Below are 20,675 nucleotides of genomic sequence, written 5' to 3'. Positions count from 1 at the left end.
ACTGACCACTGACCACTGACCACTGCCCGCGGCCGGGCAGTGGTCAGCCAACGTCATGCACGTGCGATCAGGACCGATGGATGGTCGCGGTTGGTGTCGGCATGCGAGCCGATGATTGCCGGAAGATCCCTTGCGCTGTGGACGCCGACGACGACGAGACTGATTGGCTCGTGCGTGTTCTGCAGGTAGTCGACGACGCTGGTGGTGACAGGTGCGGCGGTGATCTCCACGTCGGGATGGAGGTCGCGCCAGACCGAAGTGCGGCGCCGCAGCTCCTGCCACGCCGTTACCCCCGTCTCGGGCGGGCACACTCCGACCGCAACAATCGGCCGCGCGCGCAGCTTCGCTTCGGCAACTGCCGCTGCGAGAACATCATGGTTTTCTTCCCAGTCGTTCACCTCGACCATGATCGCCCCGTCGGTAGTCGGTCGGCGTGGTGAGTAACTGCGGATGACTGCGACAGGGCAGGGCGCACTCTCGGCAACTCCTGCGGCCGTCGAGCCCAGTAGCGACTTGGCAAAACGCCCGATTCCGACCGAACCCACGCACACCAGCGCGGCATCGCGGGATTCCTTGATCAACGCAACGGTCGGGTCGCCAGTCACCACGGCAGTCTCGATCTTTACTTGTGGTGCAGTGGTTTCGATGGCCGCGTGCGCTGCCCGCAGGCAGGTCCTGGCGTATTCCATGGCCATGTGGTCCGATTCTGCTGACCGCCGAACGCAGCTCACGAGGCGCAGTGGTACCTCTCGGGAAATGGCTTCGTCCACTGCCCAATGAGCTGCGTATACGGCGGCCGTTGAACCGTCGATCCCTACAACGACCGAGTCGCCGCTATGGATTTCGATCATGTTGTCTCCCTGTTTGTTTCGTGTTCAGATGGCGGTTGGAAGAAACTGAGTTCGGTGCAGCGGTCGCCGTCGACATGGTCGGTGAGCGGTGATGTGGGGAAAACTCGAGGGCGATCAGAACCGCCAGGGCGTGTCCGAAATGCAGGGCTGGGAAGAGCACATAACGCTCCTGGCTCATCGCATCGAACTTGCGGACATATCGGTACAGCGACTCGAGTTTGATGAACCGATCGCCAATATGAGCCAACGCCCGGAGGGATTGGCGGGACAACCCGTGCCCGGTACCTTCGGAGAACAACTCGGGAAATGGCGCGAAGGCGAGCGAGACACGTTGCCCTCCATGCTCTTTTGCCCACTGGATCATGTCGACGCTGAGCCGCTCGTCCGTGCCGTTCGGGGCGTCCCTGCGACGCCACGGAAGGTCCAGGCTGAGGTCGGTGCCTCCGCCGGCGCTGGCATAGCGATGGAAGCCCTGTATTCGGCCGCCCCGGTCGCGGGCGATGATGAGCCATACCCCCGGATAGCAACCCGATAGCGTGCCGCCCAGCATCATGGAGAATCCGCGTTCTTTGTCGGCGGATTTGCCCGAGTCGAGCATCACGCCGCGCAACTCCGCGCGCAGCTGGTCGTCGACCTGGTTCTCCGCCACGACCTGCGTCGTCATGCCGGCATTGTGGGTGCGTTGGACAGCTTGGCGAAGGTTACGTTTGCGCCGGCCGGCGAGGCTGAATCCGTCGACGTCGATAACGACGTCACGGCCGATCGGCACCGTGGCCAGACGGGGAACGATGCTGGAGGCGCTGTGCCACAACGCCAATCGTGGCTCTGATACGCCGAGGACTGCGACGTGCCAGTGGTGTTCTCGGCACATTTCGGCGAAGCTGCTGACGAGCGCGGTGTACAGGCCGGGATTTCCGATCGGGTCGCCCGCGACGACGGCGTACCCGTTGAGTACGCGGTAGGACAGAGCAGCGGTGCCGTCGGGGCTGAACCAGAAGCGCCGACCGGCGGCCATCGCGAACGGAGCCAGCGGATCACCGTGAGTGCCGCAGATCAGTGACCAAACATGCTGTAGCGCGGCGTAAGTAATGCTGGACGGGCACGGATCGCTATCGTGCCGTTTCCGGTTCGGCCGGCCGATGGTCAGCTGGGGGCCTGCGGCGCGGTCTGCCGGCTCCATGAGCTCCCTCTGGGTGTAGAAAGGACGTTTCAGCGAATCCTCACGCGGGGCATGTGGTCGGGGCGAGGGCACAAAGGCCCTTTGGCTGGACACCTGAGTCACCGCTGGGCGAGCGACCTTCGGCGCGTTGCCTGTGGCGGGTCAACGAGTGACTTTCGGCCATAGCAGCAGGTTGCCCGGCCCTCGTACCGTCGTGACCATCAGATCGGCAATGTTCTCGGAGGATACTGTGACTGAATTATCATCCCGCCCTTATATTTTGGTCGGAATCGACGGATCGAGTTCGTCGTTGCTCGCACTCGACTGGGCTGTCAATGAAGCGCAGTTGCGCAACCTTCCGCTGCTGCTGGCGCACGCCGTGGACTTCGAGAGTTTTGCGATGGGATTCAACCCCGGTGCCTCGGAGAGCTTCTTCAAATACCTGGAAACCACGGGCCAGCGCTTCCTTGACGAAGCGCTGGATCACGTCCAGGTGCTGGACCCTGACGTGGAGGCGACCCTGTCCAGAGTGGCGGGTCGTCCGGCCCGGGTGCTGGCCGAGCTGTCCAAGGACGCGTTCCTGACCGTCGTGGGTTCATCGGGACTCAATGCATTGACGGGGCTGCTGGCCGGCTCGGTCGCGGTAGCCTTGACCGCACACGCGCACAGCCCCGTTGTGGTGGTTCGTGCACCCGGGGTGCCCGTGACGGGCACGGTCGTGGTGGGGATCAGCGGCGCGCGGGACAGCGAAGACGCGATCGCCTGGGCATTCGAGGAAGCCTCGATGCGCGGCGCAGAACTGGTGGCTGTGCTGGTCTGGAGCTACATGCCGGCCTATTTCTACTACGTAGAACCACCATGGAATGACCTCACCGGCCGGGCTCGCGAGGAACAGCAGGAGATGCTGCTGGCAGAGCGACTGGCGGGCTGGCAAGAGAAATTCCCCGACGTCGTTGTCCGACGCATCACCGCACTCGGCAACCCGGGGCAGGTGCTGCTGAGCCATGCCCAGCACGCTCAGTTGCTCGTCGCCGGGAGCCATGGACACGGCGATGCAACCGGATTGTTCCTCGGCGCCACCAGTCACCGGTTGATCCACCATGCGAACTGCCCGGTGCTCGTCGTTCGGCCGCATGCTCGCGAGTCCAAACGATGACGAGCGCAACTCGTGCGGTGAGGGAGCCGTTGGCGCCGGAGCGACTGCGATCGGTGGACGCGTACTGGCGGGCTGCGAACTATCTCACCGCCGGCCAGATCTATCTGATGGACAACCCGCTGCTGCGAACTCCTCTGGAGCGGCACCACATCAAGCCCCGCCCGTTGGGTCACTGGGGCACCTCGCCGGGGCTGAATTTCATTTACGCGCACTTGAATCGCGCAATCATCGACTACGATCTTGATGCGATGTATGTCATCGGGCCGGGACACGGCGGGCCCGCATTGTTCGCGAACGCCTGGCTGGAGGGCAGCTACAGCCGGACTCGCCCCGATATTGCCCGCGACGCTCACGGCATGGCGACGTTGTTCCGCGAATTCTCTTTTCCGGGTGGCGTTCCCAGCCATGTCGCACCCGAGGTTCCCGGCTCGATCCACGAGGGCGGCGAGCTGGGTTATTCGTTGGCGCACGCCTACGGCGCGGTTCTCGACAACCCGAATCTGTTGGTGGCATGCGTAATCGGTGACGGTGAGGCCGAGACAGGCCCGCTGGCGGCCAGTTGGCATTCCAACAAGTTCATCAACCCGGTCACCGACGGTGCGGTCCTGCCCATTTTGCATCTCAACGGATACAAGATCGCCAACCCGACGATATTGGCGAGGATCACGGACGCCGAACTCGATAGCCTGTTACGCGGATACGGGCATCACCCGATCTACGTCACCGGTGACGACCCGCACCGGATGCACCAGGACATGGCCGCGGCGCTCGACCAGGCGGTAGCCCTGGTGAGCGAGATCCAGAACGTTGCGCGGACGGCCTCGTCGCCACCGCCACGACCGCAGTGGCCCATGATCGTGTTGCGGACACCGAAAGGTTGGACCGGACCACGATGGGTCGACGGTCTACCCGTGGAGGGCACGTGGCGCGCCCATCAGGTGCCCATCGCCGACATCCGGACTGATCCGGAACACCGCCGGCAGTTCGTCGACTGGCTCTCCTCCTATCGGCCCGACGAGCTGTTCGACGAGACGGGTTGCCCGACAGCGCTGGTAGCCGACAACATTCCGACGTCTGATTACCAGATGGGGTTGAACCCAAATGCCAACGGCGGCCTCCTGTTGACGCCGTTGCATCTGCCGACCGCCAAGGAATTTGCCGTGTCCACCGTGCAGCCGGGAGACACCACAGCCGAGCCGACCCGGGTGCTCGGGCAGTATCTGCGCGAAGTCATGGTGCGTAACGCCTGCTACCGCAACTTCAGACTGTTCGGGCCAGACGAGACCGCGTCGAATCGGCTCGATGCGGTGTACGACGTGAGCGACAAGCAGTGGAACGCATCGGTTGTGCCAAGCGACGAGCATCTGGCTCGCGACGGGCGCGTACTCGAAGTCTTGTCGGAACATATGTGCCAGGGCTGGCTGGAAGGGTATCTGCTGACGGGGCGCCATGGCCTGCTCAACAGTTACGAGGCCTTCGCCCACGTCGTGGACTCGATGGTGAACCAGCATGCCAAGTGGCTCAAGGTGAGTCGCGAACTCCCCTGGCGCGCACCGATCGCATCCCTGAACTACTTGCTCACGTCGCACGTGTGGCGCCAAGATCACAACGGCTTCTCGCACCAGGATCCCGGCTTCATCGACCACGTCGCCAACAAGCGCGCCGAGGTCGCCCGCATCTACTTGCCGCCGGACGCCAACACCTTGCTGTCGGTAGCGGGTCAAGTCCAGGGACGTGGTGTATGACGTCGTCGTGTGATTCTTCGAGGTAGTTGGGTCAGGCGGGCAGTGCCGCGGGGGTAGCCTCCTGTTCGGTTGGGGTGTCGTTGACGGTGCGTGATTTGCTCAGAACGTCGAGGCCGAGGTAGCGCCGCGACTCGGCCCATTCGTCGTGTTGTTCGGCCAGCACTGCTCCGACGAGACGGATCAGGGCCGCGCGGTCGGGGAAGATGCCCACGACGTCGGTGCGCCGGCGGATCTCCTTGTTGAGTCGTTCCTGGGGATTGTTGCTCCAGATCTGGCGCCAGATCTGCTTGGGGAACGCGGTGAACGCCAGCAGATCCGGCCGCGCCGCTTCGAGGTGATCGGCGACATTGGGCAGCTTGTCGGACAATGCGTCGATGATCCGATCATATTGAGCAGCAACGGATTCAGCGTCAGGTTGGTCGAACACCGAGTGCAGCAGGGTGCGCACCCAGGGCCACGAACTCTTGGGAGTGACGGACATCAGGTTGGTCGTGTAGTGGGTTCTGCAGCGCTGCCACGCCGCTCCGGGCAGGGTGGCCCCGATGGCGGCGACCAGCCCGGCGTGGGCGTCGCTGGTGACCAGTTTGACCCCGGACAGGCCGCGGGCGGTCAACGACCGCCAGAACGTCAACCAGCCCGCCCCGTCCTCAGCGGTCGTGACATCGATTCCCAGGATCTCGCGGTAGCCCTCGGCGTTGACCCCGACGGCGATCAGGGCGTGCACGTTGACCACCCGGCCGGCTTCACGCACCTTGAGCACCAGAGCGTCCGCAGCGACGAACGTATACGGGCCGGCATCGAGCGGCCGGGTCCGGAACGCCTCCACGGCGGCGTCGAGTTCCTTGGCCATCACCGACACCTGCGACTTCGACAACGACGTGATGCCCAGGGTCTCGACCAGCTTGTCCATCCGCCGCGTCGAGACACCAAGCAGGTAACACGTCGCCACCACCGTGGTCAGGGCCCGCTCGGCGCGTTTACGGCGCTCCAGCAGCCAGTCCGGGAAGTAGGATCCTTGCCGCAGCTTCGGGATCGCAAGATCCAAAGTCCCTGCACGGGTGTCGAATTGACGGTGTCGGTAGCCGTTGCGGGAATTGGTGCGCTCAGCCGAGCGTTCGCCGTAGCCGGCACCGCATAGGGCGTCGGCTTCGGCGCCCATCAGGGTGTGGATGAACGTGGCCAGCAGCTCGCGCAGCACGTCGGGATGGGCAGTGGTGAGTCGTTCGGCCAGCACAGTGGGCAGATCGATATTGTGGGCAGTGGTCATCGCGTCGATTCCTTTGCTCGAGTGACTTTGGACGGTCTCTCGAAGAATCACGCGATGACCTTCAATCACTCGGCTACGACACGCCGGTACCGCTGATCAGGTCCGACTCGTACACCACCTTGATGGACGCAACCCGGTAGCGGCGCATTGCCTCGCCAGCCGGGACTACATCAACGTGATCGTCGCGGGGAAGAACGACGCACCGGTATGGCTCACCGCCGAGCAAGCCGCGGTGCATTGTGCACGTGGCGCGGACATCTTCGAGTGGGCCAGCACCGACGCGGGTTCAGTACCTGATGTGGTGCTGGGTTGTGCCGGCGACGTTCCCACCACGGAGGTGCTGGCCGCGGTATCGATACTGCGGAAACATCTGCCGGAGCTCAAGATTCGCGTCGTCAACGTGGTCGATCTGTTCCGCCTGCAGTCCAATTCGCAGCATTCACACGGCATGACGGACGCGGAGTACGACACGTTGTTCACCAGCGATCGGCCGGTGATCTTCGCCTATCACGGTTACCCGTCGTTGATTCACCGGTTGACCTACCGTCGACGCAACCACCGGCATATGCATGTGCGTGGGTACCTGGAGGAGGGCACGACAACCACGCCCTTCGACATGCTGGTGCTGAACAAGATGGATCGCTTTCAGCTGGTGATCGACACGATCGACCTCACCCCCGGACTTCGCGGTTCGGCCGCGGACATGCTGCGGGCTGACATGATCTCCGCCCAGGATCGCCATCGGGACTGGATCCGCACATACGGTGAGGACCTGCCGGAGGTACTGGAATGGAACTGGATTCCGGCCGTTGAATGACGGTACCGGGATGCCCGCCGGTGCGCGGCGGGCATCCCGGGTACCCGGCTGAATACTATTGCGGCACTGTCTGGTCACCTGTGGATGCTGCTGTGCGGTCTGTGCGAGATTCGGTTTCATCGTGATCCCGGTCGATGAAGACCACGAGCTGGTTCATCACCACCGGCTCGCGATGAATTCCTCCGATCACGGATGAAATATCCAGTTTTCCAGTCGAATTCAACACCACGGTGACAGCCAACTCGGGATGGTCCCGCAGGAAATGCGGCAGTCCCGCGTTCGTCGCTACCGGGTACCACGTCACGTCGGGATACTCCTGGCGCCATCGGTCCACCATTTGGTCCAACACATCGCGTGGGGTGGCTCCGAGATCGTTGTCCTTGACACCCAGCGCCAGGACGGGGGAGTGGTGATGACGTGCCCGACGTACCGCGGCTCGGATGATCCGGGAGTCGTCGGCGTACACGCTGACCGGTGCGACGATGAACTGCGGGTGGAAGTCGGCAGTTTTCGTGGCGTCCGCAGTCCGGATCAAAGCAACTGAGCAGGCGGCATCACCGGCCACGGTCTCGGCGGTCGATCCGAGAAATGCCTTGACGAATCGACCGATGCCATTGGTACCGAGACAGATAAGCGACGCGAATCGAGACTCGGCGACCAGAACTCCGGCAGGATTCCCCTCGTAGAAATCGGTTTTCACCCTGGCTTCGGGGATGGTCGACACAACCTGTCTGCGGACGGCAGCAAGTACCGTCTTTGCCTTCTCGACGTCCACCCGGTACGACTCTGCGGGTATCGATTGGCCCAGAACGGAATTGACCACGTAGATGAGTCGCAACTCCACGTTACGGCGGGCGGCTTCCTGCGCAGCCCACAGCGCCGCCGATTCAGAGGCGGGTGAGCCGTCGATTCCGACGATGACCGGAGCGGCTGGTTCGGTGTGCATGTCTTTCCTCATTCGGCGAAATGGAGTACCGCGGACAGCGGCAGACGTGGGGCCTGCGGCGGCAAGAGATCCCGGTTGTAATGGGCGCCGATCCGCACGATCACCTGAGGCAGTGCGCGACCGACGACATCGGCCACGATGTCGCGAGTAGCGGCAACTTCGACCGGCCGAGTCATGATGGAGGTGGCGAAACCTGCCATGGTGGCCTCGATGAGCACCTGCGAGAGTGTCTCACCACAGCCGAAGATCGCCCGGCGGGTGTTCTCGACCGCTGACAACACCAGCAGTACGGAATGATCACCGGCGACCTCGGTTCGTTCGTCCCGGTCTTGCTCGGATGTGGTTGTGCCCCAATGATTCGTGTCCGACTCGAACGGCTGTAGCTGCTCCGCCAGCAGGGTTGTCTCGGTGATGTCAGCCCGATCGCCTTCGGCGATCACGTCGAGGTAGGTGAACTGGCAATCGACGTCGGAGTGCATTCTGGGCTCGAAGTGAGACCAACTCGGCGGCTGGTCATACGGCAGTCGAGCGGAGCGCCGGTCGATGATCGCCTGGGCGCGACGGCGCTGGAGTTCAGTGACACAGTTCGCCGGTGCGATATCGATCGAAGCCAGGTACGCAAGACTGTTGGCAGATGGAAAGTACGTGACCTGGCAGTCGTAGCGGTTGGCGGCCATCGCGACGCGCAAGTGGTCCAGGGCCGCTCCACAGCTGATCAGCGATTGGCGCCCAGCGTGATCGGCGGATGGCACTCGCTCGGGGGCAATGAACAGTTGCAGTTGCGAATGGTCGATTATCCAGTTCCACGGCTGGCTGTTGCGATAGGACGGAGCTCGACAGGCCAGACGAATGCTGTCCTCGAGCACCTCGACCGGTAGCATTGACTTGAGCATCGCCATCCCCTTCCGGCAGCTGTGTTGGTTCGAGTCTCGTAGTGCTGCAGGGGGATCCGACAGGGCCGTAGGTCCTCGTTGGTGTGCCCTTGGGCTCATTCTCGGGGAATCTGCCGATCGACGGGAAGTCGGTGATCAGCTGACCTGGAGTACTGCGGCACCGGAGATGCGCCCGGCGGCGAGATCGCTCAGGGCGTGCTGTGCCTGGTCCAATGGATACGTCGGGGCGGTGACATCGATGTGATGGCTACCGGCGAACGCAAGAAACTCGCGGGCGTCAGCCCGGGTATTCGACGTCACCGATCGGACTTGCCGCTCCTGAAACAGATGCCGCTGGTAGTTCAATGCCGGGATGTCGCTGAGATGGATGCCGGCGATGGCCAGGGTGCCGCCACGATCGAGGGCTTCCAGTGCCGGCAACACCAATTCCCCCACGGGCGCAAACAGAATCGCGGAATCCAGCGCCACAGGGGGTGGATCAGCAGGACCCTGTGCCGAGGCGGCACCGAGTTCCATGGCCAGCTTTTGTGCGGCTTCACCGCGCGTCATGACGTGTACTTCCGCGCCGCGGGCTCGCGCCACCTGCGCGGTGATGTGGGCACTGCCACCGAAGCCGTAGATGCCCAGACGCCCGCCGTCCGGTAGGTCGGCTCGCAGCAAGGATCGGTATCCGATGATGCCGGCGCACAGTAATGGCGCAAGCTGGACGTCCGAGTAGCCGGAAGGCAGGGGGTGCACGTAATCGGCTGGTGCGGTGATGAATTCCGCGTAACCACCGTCTGCGTCCCAACCTGTGTAGCGAGACTGTGGGCAGAGGTTTTCCGCTCCCCGGAGGCAGAAGTGGCACCGCCCGCAGGTGTGTCGCAGCCACGCCACCCCGACGCGATCACCGACGGTGAACTCGCCGCCGGTCTGGTCCCCGACGGCCACCACTTCACCCACCACCTCATGACCGGGGGTCACGTGCGGATGGTGCACGGGCAGGTCGCCTTCGACGACGTGCAGGTCGGTGCGGCAGACGCCACAGGCGCGCACGGCGATGAGCAGTTCGCCGTCGCCTGGTTCCGTGATGTCTGCGGTGCCGAACTCGAGCGGGCCGCTGTCGATGGGGGCTGGGGTACGAACTCGCCAGGTGCGCATGGTCGAGGTGATCATGATTGCGCCGCCGTGGCAACCGTCGGGCTGGTCTCTACGCGGGCTGGGTCGCGCCGCGCGACGACGACCGGTGTCGTCGTCGCGTGCACCAGTGTGGAACTGACCGACCCCAGCAGCATGCCGGCCAGGCCACCGCGCCCACGGCTGCCGACGACGACCAACTGGGCAGACTCGGACTCTTCCACCAGATGACGGGCTGGATGGTCGCGCACCACGTGATAGCTGACCGCCACTTCTGGATAGCGCTCTCGGTACGGCGCCAGGAACTGCGTCAGTTGATGTTCGGCGTCGCTGTCGAGTGCCCACCACGGAACTGCGGTGAGCTGGGGGACCTCGGCGTCACTACAAGCGTGCAGCACGATCAATTCGGCGTTCCGGCAAGATGCTTCACGAAAGGCCAACTCGACCGCGGGCAGCGACCCGGCCGAGCCATCGGTACCCAGCAGAATCGGGGCATTGGCGGGCAGCGTCGGCGCATCTGCGTGCACCAGCACGACGGGGCAGTGCGCGTGGTGGGCCAACGCGGTGCTGACGGAGCCCAGTAGCGCACGGTTGAAGGTGCCCAGTCCGCGGCTGCCCAGCACCATCATGTCGGTGTGAGCACTCAACTCGACCAATGCGGGCACGATGGCGCCGAACGGCATCATCGTGTCGATCTCCAGCTCCCGGCCCGCGAGGGAATGTGCGAGGTGTGCCGCGTTGTCGAGCAATTGCCGTCCGCGGTCCTGCCGCCAATCGTTGAGATCTTGCGGCCAAACGGGTGTCGACATTCCGATGCCGGAGTAACCCCCGACCAGTGGGCTCACGACGTGTACAAGCGTGAGTTTCTGATGGTTGAGCTTCGCGTCTCCGACAGCCCAGCGCAGCGCGGCCTCGCCGTCGGCCGATCCGTCGATGCCGACCACGGTGCCTGGATTAGCAGCAATTGACATGTCTTCCATGGTGTTCGGCCCGCTGTTTCCGTACTAGGGACCAAGGTCATCGGACGGCCGTCGCGCTCACATCAGGACCAACGGCTCTAACATGCCGGTGCTGACGACTCGTAGCGTCGGTCGGATGCTGCAACACGATGCCGGCGAAGGAAACACCGGACATGTACTGTCGGACAACGAGATCAATGCGCTGACACCCGCGCAGCGACGTGACCTGATCCGCCGCCTCCAACGTCCGATCGGCGAAGTGATGTCTGCCGCACATCCGAAGAGACTGCGGCGCGCGCACCTGAGCTTGATGACCGGTGGTGTGGTGTTCATGATCCCGTGGATCGTCTATCTGGGTTTCACATTGCCGCGCACTCACGAGGTCCGGAATTGGCCGTTGATCTGGGTCGGATTTGATTGCTTGTTGGTGGTATTCATGGCGGCGACGGCGATCCTGGCCTGGCTGCATCGCCAGCTGTTGGTGTTTTCTGCGTTCACCACAGGAATCCTCTTGCTCTGTGACGCTTGGTTCGACGTGACAACGGCGGACCCGGATGAGCTGCGCACTGCGATCCTGACCGCCGTCCTCGGCGGTGTACCTCTTGCCGGTGTTCTCATCGCCGGTGCGTTGAGCCTGGTCCGGCTGAACGCAGTCAGGTCGTGGGAACTCGGCCCACGGGATTCGCTGTGGCGCTTGCCGTTGCGGTACCGCTGACCGAGTGTTTGCCGCAGCGCGGAGGCGGCACCGTCAGGGCTGCCGGCCGATGATGACCGGGACAGGCGACTTCGAAACGACCGCGCTACTGACCGAACCGAGTACGGCGCTCGCCATGGTGTTGCGTCCGTGGCTGCCGACGACGAGGAGTTGTGACGTTTCGGCTTCCTCCAGGAGGCGCTGGGCGGGATCACCCCATGCCACCAGTGGCCGAACATTGACATCCGGATACTGTTCAGCCCAGCCGGCCAGTCGCTCGGCCAGGACTTCCTGGCCGGCAGTGTCGGGCGCCAGCATGGTGCCCGACAGTTCGAGGGTCGTGTTCTCCTTGACCACGCAGAGCGCCACCAGTTCGACATCTCGCGACGCTGCCTCGTCGAATGCGATGGCGACGGCGGCTTCCGAGGCGGACGAGCCGTCGATACCCACGACGACAGGCAAGGCGCACGGCCGGATTCTGGCCTCACCGCGCACGACCGCGACCGGACAACTGGCGTGGCGAGCCAGGTCGATACCGATGGACGGCCAGAGCGTGGGCGAGGCGAGATGATGTTCGGTACCGCCCACGACGACCATGTCGGCATCGCCGGAGAGGTCCGCCAACGTCGCGGCCGTCGGCGCGGCGTGCAGCTTGGTCCGCAGGTATCCGAGCGGTGTGGCGTCGGCCAGATGGTCGATGACGGATATCGCGCTGCCGACCAGGGCCTCGGCATCATGCTCGACCTGGGGATTTGACCGGACTGATTTGGGCGCGCTCGTCAATCCCCAAGCAGTGCAATGATTCTCGGGCTCTCGCAGGACATGGACAACTGTCAGCGGCAGGTCGTGCCGCGCGGCTGTGTCAAGGGCCCAATGGACGGCGCTGCGGGATTCTGCGGAGCCGTCGATGCCGACCAGGACGCCGAATCGGCTGTTGCGCGTTCTCATCGCCGGATGTCTGCCCGGCTTGAGGCTGCTTGGCTGCAGTCGTCGGCCGGGATTTCGCAGCCGTGGCAGTGCAGGATTCGATCGACCAAGTCGCGCAGCGAGTCTCCGTCGTCAGCCACATGCGACAACCCGCGACTGTGGAGGAACCTTTCGACACGTCGATCGATCGACCAATTGATGAATTCCATGCGGGCGTATGGCGACGCGAGGAATTGCTGGGCAAGTACCCGGACGTCTGCTTGTGCTGCCGTCATTGCGGTCCTTCCGTGATCTGGCGTCATTCGGAGAAGGCATGTGAGTCAAGGGCTGACGTGGTGAAGGCCGCCGCGGCGCGTCGGCGGAGCTGATCGATGTCGGTGATCTCGAACCGGCCCGGACCCGTCACGATCCATCCGTGCGCGACGAAGTTCGCCAGCGCCTTGCCAACCGGTTCTTTCGGGGCACCGACCAGTTCGGCGAACTCCTGACGGGTCAGGGTGTGATCGATGTGCAAGACGCCCTCGACGGGATTTCCGAGGTGTTCTGCGAGCCTGATCAATTCGCGCGCGACACGGGCGGCGATGTCACCTGATGCCAACAGTGCAATGTCCTGTTCACGGGCGCGGATTTCCTGCGCGAGCGCCTGGAGCCAGCGTTGGGCGAGTGCCGGCCGGTGCCTGAGGAGCCGTTGCACGGTACTACTGCTCAACGAAGCCGTGCGCACAAGAGTCTGGCACGTCGCCGTGCAGCCATGCGGGCTGCCGTCGAATGCTGTTGGCGCGTCGATGATGTCACCCGGGCCCAACAGTGATCGGACGGCGCACCGACCCCGCGGAAGCGGCGCAGTGAGCTTCACGATGCCCGAGATGATCACGTAGACGCGGTTGGCCGGCTTGCCGTCGGCAAAGATCTGATGCCCGGTGGGGAAGTCGTTGAGGTGCAGTGATGGAGCCGATCCGGTCACCCCGAGGAGCTCATCCATCGTCGTACGGTCCTGGATCAACCAGCTCTTGCTCAGCGCGTCTTTCCAATCGACATGGCTCGCGGGCACCGCGCACTCCGCCCAGCGATTCCGCATCATGTTGGTGGATGGGTGCGTACCGGTGCGGCGCAGTACCGCACTCGCGGGGTTCGACTCCGGCGTACGGCATCGGCGCATGGTGTGACACTAAATTTGCCGCGGGTGATCCGATAGGGACGTTTGGCCCAATTCCCCTACGTTTGGCTCGTACCAAAGTCCCCTCTTCGTCCGGATTTCGGCCACTGGCCAGCCGCCATAGGGCACGCGGCTTTGCTACCTCGGCCCCTACGGCTGGCATTGCGCCGGTGATGTGATCGTTGTGTCAGCACATTCGGAGGTGATCGTCATGGGAGCAATCGCGCACTGGGCGAGTCGCGGATCAGCTGCGGCCGATCGCCAACTGTGTTTCTGCGTCCGTGACTGCTTGCGCGGAGGGCGGGCAGCGCACGTACCCGGAGACATGGTCGCCAGTGTGGTGGCATCATGGCTCGCCGAATTCGATGCGGTGAGCCCTGTAGTCGACGACCTTGCGCGCGCGGTGTGCGCCAGTGACTGGCCCAACGCGCACGCGTTGGCGGCGCGGCTGTCAGTCGAGATCGAGGTTGAGGTCGAGGCGGTCGTCCAGAGGCCATGGCGGTTGTGGTCGGTGGCCACGGCCTAGCAGAGCGCACATTCGTCGGCTGACGGGCCCGGAGAGCACTCGATAGGCCCGTTCACTCTTGGCCCAAACGGTGGCACCCACAATCGCAGCGGCTCCCCGAGCACCGTGTGCCCGCATTCTTATCCGTGTTCGGTCGTGCGGCCACCAGTACGGGGTAGCCGATCATGCCGGCGAGGATCACGACCAGCCCCTGATACACAAACTGGTAGCCGGCGGCAAAGGTCAACCACATCGAAAAAGCAAGGCTGGCGACTGCAACTGTGAGGTCTCGGCCGAGCCGCCAGCGGTCCACCGGGCGACGCGTCAGTAGGTGGGTCAATTGCGCGAGTGCCGAAAAGAAGTAGGGGATGGCGACGGTGACAACCGTCAGATTGACCAAATAGGTGAACACCGTCAGTCCCGAACTTGAGGCATAACGCCATAGCATCAACAGCGATGGAAGCGCGGCGGCAATCACGATGCTGAACCACGCATTGCCATTGCGGTCAATCCAGCCAAAGGCTTTGGGAAACAGGTCGTCTTGCGCCATTGATCGTGAGGCCTCGGCCACGATCAGGGTCCAACCGTTCAGTGCTCCGATTCCGGAGACCACCGCGACAGCCGCGATCAACTGTCCGGCCCAGACATGTTGGGCGAAGATACGTTCGAACGCGTCGACGAACGGCGACCCCGTGTTGACAAGCACGTCGTGCGGTACCAGTCCGATGACCGCGGCCGTGACGAGGACGTAGAGGAGGGCGCTGACGCCAACGCCGATCACCGCCGCGCGCCCGACGTTGCGTGCGGGGTTGTCGACCCGTCTTGCCGTGATGGCCGACGCCTCGACGCCGATGAAAGAAAACAGGGCTACACCGGCAGCCAAACCGATTGCGGTGTAGATGCTTGCGCCCGAGGCATTGAACGGACTGAAACGAGCGCCGTCGACGAAGAACCAGCCGACAATTCCGATGAACAGCAGTGGCAAGAACTTCAGCACCACCGTGGCATTCTGAAACCATGCCATCTGTCGCACACCGACGAGATTGACAACCGCGGGCACCCACAGCGCGACCATGGCGATACCGCAGTTCACCGGTGCGCTCGGAGATGTGAGCTTTAGCAGTGCCTCGACATAAAGCACCCATGAGGCGACGATGGCCGCATTACCGGCCCACGCTGAGATCCAGTAGCTCCAACCAACGAGATAACCGGCGAAGTCGCCGAATTCGTATCTGACATAGGCATATAAACCGCCGTCGGAATTGGCGATTCGGGCCGTCAACTGACCGAACAGGACAGCCAGCAATACGGACCCGACGGATACGACAACAAGGACGAGGATGCCCACGGAGCCCGCTTTGGCGATCAGCGCCGGCATCGTGAACACGCCGGTTCCCACGACACTCCCGATGACCAGTCCGCTGGCCGAAGTCAACCCCAAACCGCGATGTTCTGATTCACGGGATATCTCAATCGATTTGCCCGAATCGGGCTCTCTCCGGTGCCCAGGACCATTGCTCATGGCATGAGACTCTCCTTGTCGCAGTTGCTCGTGCGTGCTGCAATGTGGATACATCGGGGTCGGGGAAACGCCACGGCGTCGGGCTGGTGACTAGATGCTCTCGGCGTCGCTCGCTGGCGGACCGGGGAACGTGACCAGAACTTTCACGATGTTGTCTTGCACGTGGGCCGCGCGCAGCGCGGTGTGGGGGAGTTCTGCCAAACCGATTTCGTGTGAGACGAGTGGTTCAACGTTTATTTTCGCTGTTTCGAGGAGATGGATCGCCTCGCGGAACGACACCAGGCCGGGTTCTGCCTGCGAGCCGATGGCGCCGACCAGACGAAGGTTCTTGCTCACCAGTTCCAGCACGGAGATCTCCAGGTCGCCGGGCTCGTGGTCGGGTAGACCGTAGACGCCTATGATGCCGTGCTGATCAGTACGCTGCCAGCACTCGTGCCGGACACCGATCATGCCACTGGCATCCACGCTCAACTCAGCAGTGGGGGATGCTGCGGTCGCGGGAAGCGCACCAAATGTCACGGCCAGTCGAGAGCGGTGTGCGTCAGGCTCGTGGACGTAGACCTCGGTGCATCCGCGCTGGCGAAGCAGCTGGATGAACAGCAATCCTGCAGGGCCGGCCCCCGCGACGAAGGCTCGTCGCGGGGGTGTGGGCGACGGCCAGAAGTTGCGTAGCGCGTAGATCACCGTACCGAGTTGTTGAGCGAACACTGCCGTTCTGGCGGTCAACTCATCCGGCAGAGGCACGACGTTGGTCTCCCGGGCGAGCTGGTATGGCGCGAAAACTCTTCCGTCGCTTGGGAATGGAACGTGAAGGACTCGCTGTCCCGGGTTGAACCGTCCGGAGTCGCAACGTACCACTGCACCTACTGATTCATGGCCGTAGACATCAGTGTCGGTCCCGTAGGATGTCGCTCCCCGGAAGCGATGCAGATCGGTGCCACACAACGCGGAAACTGCGGTACGCAAAAGTATTTCGCCGGGTCCAGGTTTCGGTACCGGCTGCTGCCTGATGGTGAGTTCGCCTTCGGTGGTGATATAGGCGGCCGCCATCACCTCCGGCGGCCCACCGCACCTGGGCATGTCTGAAGCTCTGTCACCGCTGGCGCGGTCGATGTCGATAGCTTCGGATGCGGATGGAGTGTTCTGCATGCAGTCGGGGTGAGTCACTCTGTAGTTGTCACACGCGAGACCCTTTGCCGCCCAGAGTCAAAAGTCACCGCCGCTGCCCGGGGCGGTCCTCGCTGCGGCGTTGGCCGTGCGGCCGGCTGTTGGTTGCTGTGCATGTCTTGTGCGACTTGTTGCGGAGGACCGGTGGGCGTGAAGTGCATGACTTTCGACCCTTCATGTCGCTACCCGCTGACGGCAAATTGGTGGGCGGCCGGTCCATACCCGGCTGACTCAAAGAGTTCTGGTGGTGGCGAAACCATGGGAGAAGTCATCGTGCCCAACGGCAATAGTGCGGACGGCGACTTGTCGGCCATGCTCGGGCACTTGAAACTTCGCGAACTGCTCCATGAGGTCCATGGGCGCCTCGCTGAAGCGGTGAACGCGACTGACCGGTTGGACCTGCTGATCGAGACCATACTCATCATCACCTCGGACCTCGATCTCGATGAGACGCTGCGCCGGATCGTCCGCAGCGCCGTGACACTCACGGGAGCCCGCTACGGTGCACTCGGCGTCAGAGGACGGGAAAACCGCCTGGCCGAGTTCGTGTTCGAAGGTATCGACGAGGAAACGCGTACCAGCATCGGTCGCTTACCCACCGGTGACATCGGCGTGCCGGCACACCTACTACGGAATTCAGTTCCGTTGCGGATCGTCGATGTCCACGATCACCCGGCGTTCGTCGGGTTTCCCGCCCATCACCCCGAGATGCACGCTTTTCTAGGGTTACCGATCGTGTTGCAGACCGGGGAGGTGTTCGGAACCATCTACGTGGCCGAAAAACCCGATAACGCAGTGTTCACCGCGGACGACGAGGTTCTGCTCACGGCGCTGGCGGCGGCGGCAGCGATCGCTGTGACCAATGCCCGGCTTTTCGAACAATCACGGCGACGCCAAGACTGGCTAGAAGCGACCCGCGCGATTTCCACCGCCTTGTTGGCAGGTCTAGAGCATCAGCATATTCAGCAGCTCATTGTCGACAAGATCATTGGTTTCTCGCGCAGCCAATGGGCTCTGTTGGCTGTCCCACCCGAACCCACCCTCGATCTGGACGAGGTGAACGAGTTGGTGATTGCATCGGTCGCCGGGACGCCGCCGCAGCAGATCACCGTCGGACTGACGATTCGATCACACGAGTCGCCACTGTGGAGCGCATTCCATCAGCGCCAGGCGCTCAACCTGACCGCTCTCGAACTCGTCGACGGCACGAGCGATCTGGGTCCGGCTGTCGTCGCGCCGTTGCGGGACACCCGGATTATGGCAGGAGCACTCGCAGTCGTGCGCACCGACGAACATGGTGCGTTCACCGATGAAGATTCGGACATGGTCGCGACCTTCGCCGACTACGCGGCGATCGCGCTGCAGTACACAACTACCCAGCAGCGCATCTTTGAACTGGAAAGCCACGACAGCGACCACGCCGTCTGAACGCACAAGAGACGAGCGGGTACGCCCGGTCCACGGCGGAGAGACCTCAGCGGGTGACAGCTGCGGCCACCGGACGCGGGTGAGTGGATTCACTCAGCCCGTCGGGCCCGTTCATTGCGGTCGCGGCGCTCGACTCCCGCGCCAGAAATGTGCTGAGTTCGCCGATCGCGCTCATCAAGGGCGCGGGAAATACGACGGTGGTGTTCTTTTCCACACCGAGTTCGGCCAGCGTCTGGAGATTGCGAAGTTGCAGTGCGAGCGGATGCGCCATCATGGTGTCGGATGCCTGGCCGAGGGCCGCTGCGGCTCTGGCCTCGCCCTCTGCCGCAATGATTTTGGCGCGCTTCTCGCGCTCGGCCTCGGCCTCCCGCGCCATCGCTCGTTTCATACCCTCCGGCAGTTGAATGTCCTTGAGTTCAACCAAGGTCACTTCCACGCCCCATTCGAGGGTGTTCGTGTCGAGGATCTGGCGGATGCTGGTGTTGATCTCGCTGGTGTTCGCCAGTACGTCATCAAGAGAATGCTGGCCGACGACGTTGCGCAACGTGGTCTGTGCGATCTGATTGATGGCAACAGCAACATCTTCGATAGCCATGACCGACTTTCGTGCATCGACCACGCGGAAGTAGGCGACAGCGGCAATGTCGACGCTGACGTTATCCCGCGTGATGATGCCCTGCGACTGGATGGGCATTGTCACGATTCGCAACGACACCGCCAGCAGGCGATCGACTGCAGGAATGATCAGCCGGAGCCCCGGATTCCGCACACCGATGATGCGGCCGAAGCGGAAATGCACGCCTCGTTCGTACTGCTTGACGACGCGGATCGACAACGCCAGCAGCACAGCGCCGACAACCACGACAACCGCTATCACTACGCCGGTTGCGCTCATATCTCCTCCAAACGACGACCTCGACCACCGTCGTGTCGCGGTGAGTCGCTATGACCAGCATTGCGTTGCCCGGAGCTTGCCGGACAGGGCCTTTGGGCCTGCAGCTGCAATCTTTTGTCAATTGGCCCGACTTCCGGCCGGGTGCGGGTAGGGCCGCCGCTTCTCACTGCGCAGCCGGTTGCGACGCAGGCCTGCGGAGCGGGCGATGACAATGGTCAACGCTGTCAGATATGCGGTCATCGTCAACACCTGTATGCGCTCGAACAGTCCCGTCCAGTCAGAACCGGCGAGGGCCATGCCGATCTGCACGCAACCGAGCACCGCACCGACGGCCGCCACGACGAGCCCGGCGGACCCGAGATGGCGCGTCTCTGATTGCCGGCGCAGTGCGGTGCCTGAGGCCGCCATCGCGATGACCATGGCGGCGAATCCGATCACCCCGGAGATGGTGTGCAACTGCGACAACTGGGCGAGCACGGCGGCGTGATCACCATCCCAGCACTGGACATCCGTTGACGGGGTGCACGTCATGGGTGACAAGGCATCGATGATCGCGGTGGCCGCGGCGATTGTCAGCGCCACGCTCCCGAGGCGCATCGGTGGTGACGGACGCCAGAGCAGCAGAATTCCCGCGAGTGCGGTCAGGCCGAATCCTGCCGCGAGGTCGCCGATCCTGAATGCTTGATATGCAGGTTGGCCGGCGACCGACAGTTCGCTGATGTACGACCGCGTGGGGCTGAGAGGTGATCCGATCACCCATTGCAGCGGGAAGTCACAGTAGCCGATGAGTCCGGCGAGCACGACCAACAACCACGGCTGGGGTACTGGCCGGAACTGCGGGGTGGAAACCGGGGTGGAAATCATGTGGCCGGACTCCGTCGTCCGATCAGTTACGGGGTGGCCGCGACGGCACTGAGGTGTTCGACAAACCAGTGGCATGCCAGTTCCGCGACCTGTTCAAGGGTCCCTGGTTCTTCGAAAAGATGCGTTGCGCCGGGAACGATGACCAGCCGGCATTCGGTGCGCATCGCCGCCTGGGCCTGCCGATTGAGTTCCAAGACGATGTCGTCGCGCCCACCGACGATCAATAACGTCGGGGCTCGAACGTCGGCCAGAGCCCCGCCCGCGAGATCGGGCCGGCCACCGCGCGAAACGACCGCTTCGATCGTGACTCTTGGGTCTGCGGCAGCTCGAAGGGCCGCGCCCGCGCCGGTACTCGCTCCGAAGTAACCGATCGGCAGAGCCGCGGTATCGACTTGCCGGGCGAGCCATGCCCCGACTTCTACCAGACGTGCAGCCAGTAACCCGATATCGAAGACATTGGCGCGGTTGACTTCTTCTGCGGGGGTCAGCAAGTCGAGCAACAGGGTAGCCAGACGGGCGTCATTGGTTGCGTCCATCAAGGTGGTGTACGAGTCGGACCTGATCAGCGGTACCGGCGTGTCGTAGCCGAGTGATTGAAGGTCATCGCG

The 20,675-nt window shown here is 63.3% G+C and carries 17 protein-coding genes and 4 pseudogenes; 6 read left to right on the top strand and 15 right to left on the bottom strand.

The genetic code is table 11. The annotated features are described in order from the left end of the window. Positions 1-53: 53 nt before the first annotated feature. Together G6N59_RS04455 and G6N59_RS04450 are read right to left on the bottom strand one after the other, a co-directional pair. The gene (locus tag G6N59_RS04455; RefSeq protein WP_138230975.1) at positions 54-851 is read right to left on the bottom strand and encodes a universal stress protein; all 798 of its coding nucleotides are present in this window, start codon (positions 849-851) and stop codon (positions 54-56) included. Further along, positions 835-2,133 (bottom strand): MprF family protein, encoded by a 1,299-nt coding sequence (locus G6N59_RS04450; protein ID WP_235678728.1) that lies wholly within the window; start codon positions 2,131-2,133, stop codon positions 835-837. The genes G6N59_RS04455 and G6N59_RS04450 overlap by 17 nt, the downstream gene beginning before the upstream one ends. A gap of 109 nt (positions 2,134-2,242) precedes the next feature. Here G6N59_RS04450 and G6N59_RS04445 point away from each other — a divergent pair, with 109 nt between their 5' ends. Both G6N59_RS04445 and G6N59_RS04440 read left to right on the top strand, forming a co-directional pair. Then, positions 2,243-3,166 (top strand): universal stress protein, encoded by a 924-nt coding sequence (locus tag G6N59_RS04445; RefSeq protein ID WP_163911910.1) that lies wholly within the window; start codon positions 2,243-2,245, stop codon positions 3,164-3,166. Continuing rightward, positions 3,163-4,884 (top strand): annotated as a pseudogene (locus G6N59_RS04440) (phosphoketolase); the annotation flags it as partial. The gene G6N59_RS04445 and the pseudogene G6N59_RS04440, both read left to right, overlap by 4 nt. Before the next feature lie 58 nt (positions 4,885-4,942). Here G6N59_RS04440 and G6N59_RS04435 read toward each other — a convergent pair. Continuing rightward, a complete protein-coding gene (locus G6N59_RS04435) occupies positions 4,943-6,178 on the bottom strand; it encodes an IS256 family transposase (RefSeq protein WP_041799755.1) in 1,236 nt (411 codons plus the stop codon). 136 nt (positions 6,179-6,314) lie between these two features. Here G6N59_RS04435 and G6N59_RS04430 point away from each other — a divergent pair. Next, positions 6,315-6,995: pseudogene (locus G6N59_RS04430) on the top strand (phosphoketolase family protein); the annotation flags it as partial. A 55-nt stretch (positions 6,996-7,050) separates the two neighbouring features. Here G6N59_RS04430 and G6N59_RS04425 read toward each other — a convergent pair. The 4 genes from G6N59_RS04425 to G6N59_RS04410 all read right to left on the bottom strand — a co-directional run bounded on the left by G6N59_RS04425 (position 7,051) and on the right by G6N59_RS04410 (position 10,921). After that, positions 7,051-7,941 carry a universal stress protein gene (locus G6N59_RS04425; protein WP_163910968.1) on the bottom strand — a complete coding sequence of 297 codons (891 nt, stop codon included), beginning with the start codon at positions 7,939-7,941 and terminating at the stop codon, positions 7,051-7,053. Positions 7,942-7,949: 8 nt separating this feature from the next. Then, positions 7,950-8,834: an NAD(P)H nitroreductase gene (locus G6N59_RS04420; protein ID WP_138230498.1), complete on the bottom strand. Its 885-nt coding sequence runs from the start codon at positions 8,832-8,834 to the stop codon at positions 7,950-7,952. A gap of 135 nt (positions 8,835-8,969) precedes the next feature. Then, the gene (locus G6N59_RS04415; protein ID WP_138230499.1) at positions 8,970-9,989 is read right to left on the bottom strand and encodes a zinc-binding alcohol dehydrogenase family protein; all 1,020 of its coding nucleotides are present in this window, start codon (positions 9,987-9,989) and stop codon (positions 8,970-8,972) included. Further along, positions 9,986-10,921 carry a universal stress protein gene (locus G6N59_RS04410; protein WP_138230500.1) on the bottom strand — a complete coding sequence of 312 codons (936 nt, stop codon included), beginning with the start codon at positions 10,919-10,921 and terminating at the stop codon, positions 9,986-9,988. Before G6N59_RS04410 ends, G6N59_RS04415 begins: the two co-directional genes overlap by 4 nt. 124 nt (positions 10,922-11,045) lie before the next feature. On the opposite strand from G6N59_RS04410, the gene G6N59_RS04405 reads away from it, so the two are divergent. After that, entirely contained in the window at positions 11,046-11,624 is a 579-nt protein-coding gene (locus tag G6N59_RS04405) for a hypothetical protein (protein WP_138230501.1), read from the top strand. Positions 11,625-11,657: 33 nt separating this feature from the next. Here G6N59_RS04405 and G6N59_RS04400 read toward each other — a convergent pair whose 3' ends face one another. Continuing rightward, complete coding sequence (locus G6N59_RS04400) at positions 11,658-12,551, bottom strand: universal stress protein (protein ID WP_138230502.1); 894 nt, start codon at positions 12,549-12,551, stop codon at positions 11,658-11,660. A gap of 277 nt (positions 12,552-12,828) precedes the next feature. After that, positions 12,829-13,689 carry a Crp/Fnr family transcriptional regulator gene (locus G6N59_RS04395; RefSeq protein ID WP_138230503.1) on the bottom strand — a complete coding sequence of 287 codons (861 nt, stop codon included), beginning with the start codon at positions 13,687-13,689 and terminating at the stop codon, positions 12,829-12,831. Between the two features lie 334 nt (positions 13,690-14,023). Between G6N59_RS04395 and G6N59_RS04390 the strand changes: the two genes are divergently transcribed. Continuing rightward, positions 14,024-14,212, top strand: a complete 189-nt coding sequence (locus tag G6N59_RS04390) for an Rv2628 protein family (protein WP_235678727.1) — start codon at positions 14,024-14,026, stop codon at positions 14,210-14,212. A gap of 52 nt (positions 14,213-14,264) precedes the next feature. On the opposite strand, the gene G6N59_RS04385 is transcribed toward G6N59_RS04390, so the two are convergent. From G6N59_RS04385 to G6N59_RS31790, 3 genes and pseudogenes are all read right to left on the bottom strand, one after another. Then, entirely contained in the window at positions 14,265-15,713 is a 1,449-nt protein-coding gene (locus tag G6N59_RS04385) for an APC family permease (RefSeq protein ID WP_138230504.1), read from the bottom strand. A gap of 90 nt (positions 15,714-15,803) precedes the next feature. Beyond that, on the bottom strand, positions 15,804-16,316 hold the full coding sequence (locus G6N59_RS31010) for an MDR/zinc-dependent alcohol dehydrogenase-like family protein (RefSeq protein ID WP_235678726.1): 513 nt from the start codon (positions 16,314-16,316) through the stop codon (positions 15,804-15,806). A gap of 141 nt (positions 16,317-16,457) precedes the next feature. After that, positions 16,458-16,763 (bottom strand): annotated as a pseudogene (locus G6N59_RS31790) (alcohol dehydrogenase catalytic domain-containing protein); the annotation flags it as partial. Between the two features lie 375 nt (positions 16,764-17,138). Here G6N59_RS31790 and G6N59_RS04375 point away from each other — a divergent pair. Then, on the top strand, positions 17,139-18,308 hold the full coding sequence (locus G6N59_RS04375) for a GAF domain-containing protein (protein ID WP_163910961.1): 1,170 nt from the start codon (positions 17,139-17,141) through the stop codon (positions 18,306-18,308). A 46-nt stretch (positions 18,309-18,354) separates the two neighbouring features. Here the strand turns inward: G6N59_RS04375 and G6N59_RS04370 are convergent, their stop codons facing one another. The 3 genes and pseudogenes from G6N59_RS04370 to G6N59_RS04360 all read right to left on the bottom strand — a co-directional run. Continuing rightward, positions 18,355-19,203 carry a slipin family protein gene (locus G6N59_RS04370; protein ID WP_138230507.1) on the bottom strand — a complete coding sequence of 283 codons (849 nt, stop codon included), beginning with the start codon at positions 19,201-19,203 and terminating at the stop codon, positions 18,355-18,357. Between the two features lie 117 nt (positions 19,204-19,320). After that, positions 19,321-20,067 carry a DUF998 domain-containing protein gene (locus G6N59_RS04365; protein WP_163910958.1) on the bottom strand — a complete coding sequence of 249 codons (747 nt, stop codon included), beginning with the start codon at positions 20,065-20,067 and terminating at the stop codon, positions 19,321-19,323. A gap of 26 nt (positions 20,068-20,093) precedes the next feature. Continuing rightward, positions 20,094-20,585: pseudogene (locus G6N59_RS04360) on the bottom strand (dienelactone hydrolase family protein); the annotation flags it as partial. Positions 20,586-20,675: the final 90 nt, after the last annotated feature.

This window comes from Mycolicibacterium aubagnense, from assembly GCF_010730955.1.
Lineage (GTDB): Bacteria > Actinomycetota > Actinomycetes > Mycobacteriales > Mycobacteriaceae > Mycobacterium > Mycobacterium aubagnense.
The sequence above is the reverse complement of the archived record's forward strand: the minus strand, read 5'-3'. Positions and strand labels throughout refer to the sequence as shown.

What these genes read in the sequence shown, in the direction of transcription:
- G6N59_RS04395 (WP_138230503.1), bottom strand. Translation starts at nt 13,689, where the DNA reads ATGCGCCGATGCCGTACGCCGGAGTCGAACCCCGCGAGTGCGGTACTG.
- G6N59_RS04425 (WP_163910968.1), bottom strand. Translation starts at nt 7,941, where the DNA reads ATGCACACCGAACCAGCCGCTCCGGTCATCGTCGGAATCGACGGCTCA.
- G6N59_RS04415 (WP_138230499.1), bottom strand. Translation starts at nt 9,989, where the DNA reads ATGATCACCTCGACCATGCGCACCTGGCGAGTTCGTACCCCAGCCCCC.
- G6N59_RS04400 (WP_138230502.1), bottom strand. Translation starts at nt 12,551, where the DNA reads ATGAGAACGCGCAACAGCCGATTCGGCGTCCTGGTCGGCATCGACGGC.
- G6N59_RS04375 (WP_163910961.1), top strand. Translation starts at nt 17,139, where the DNA reads ATGGGAGAAGTCATCGTGCCCAACGGCAATAGTGCGGACGGCGACTTG.
- G6N59_RS04445 (WP_163911910.1), top strand. Translation starts at nt 2,243, where the DNA reads ATGTTCTCGGAGGATACTGTGACTGAATTATCATCCCGCCCTTATATT.
- G6N59_RS04435 (WP_041799755.1), bottom strand. Translation starts at nt 6,178, where the DNA reads ATGACCACTGCCCACAATATCGATCTGCCCACTGTGCTGGCCGAACGA.
- G6N59_RS04365 (WP_163910958.1), bottom strand. Translation starts at nt 20,067, where the DNA reads ATGATTTCCACCCCGGTTTCCACCCCGCAGTTCCGGCCAGTACCCCAG.
- G6N59_RS04420 (WP_138230498.1), bottom strand. Translation starts at nt 8,834, where the DNA reads ATGCTCAAGTCAATGCTACCGGTCGAGGTGCTCGAGGACAGCATTCGT.
- G6N59_RS04455 (WP_138230975.1), bottom strand. Translation starts at nt 851, where the DNA reads ATGATCGAAATCCATAGCGGCGACTCGGTCGTTGTAGGGATCGACGGT.
- G6N59_RS04410 (WP_138230500.1), bottom strand. Translation starts at nt 10,921, where the DNA reads ATGTCAATTGCTGCTAATCCAGGCACCGTGGTCGGCATCGACGGATCG.
- G6N59_RS04385 (WP_138230504.1), bottom strand. Translation starts at nt 15,713, where the DNA reads ATGAGCAATGGTCCTGGGCACCGGAGAGAGCCCGATTCGGGCAAATCG.
- G6N59_RS04370 (WP_138230507.1), bottom strand. Translation starts at nt 19,203, where the DNA reads ATGAGCGCAACCGGCGTAGTGATAGCGGTTGTCGTGGTTGTCGGCGCT.
- G6N59_RS04405 (WP_138230501.1), top strand. Translation starts at nt 11,046, where the DNA reads ATGCTGCAACACGATGCCGGCGAAGGAAACACCGGACATGTACTGTCG.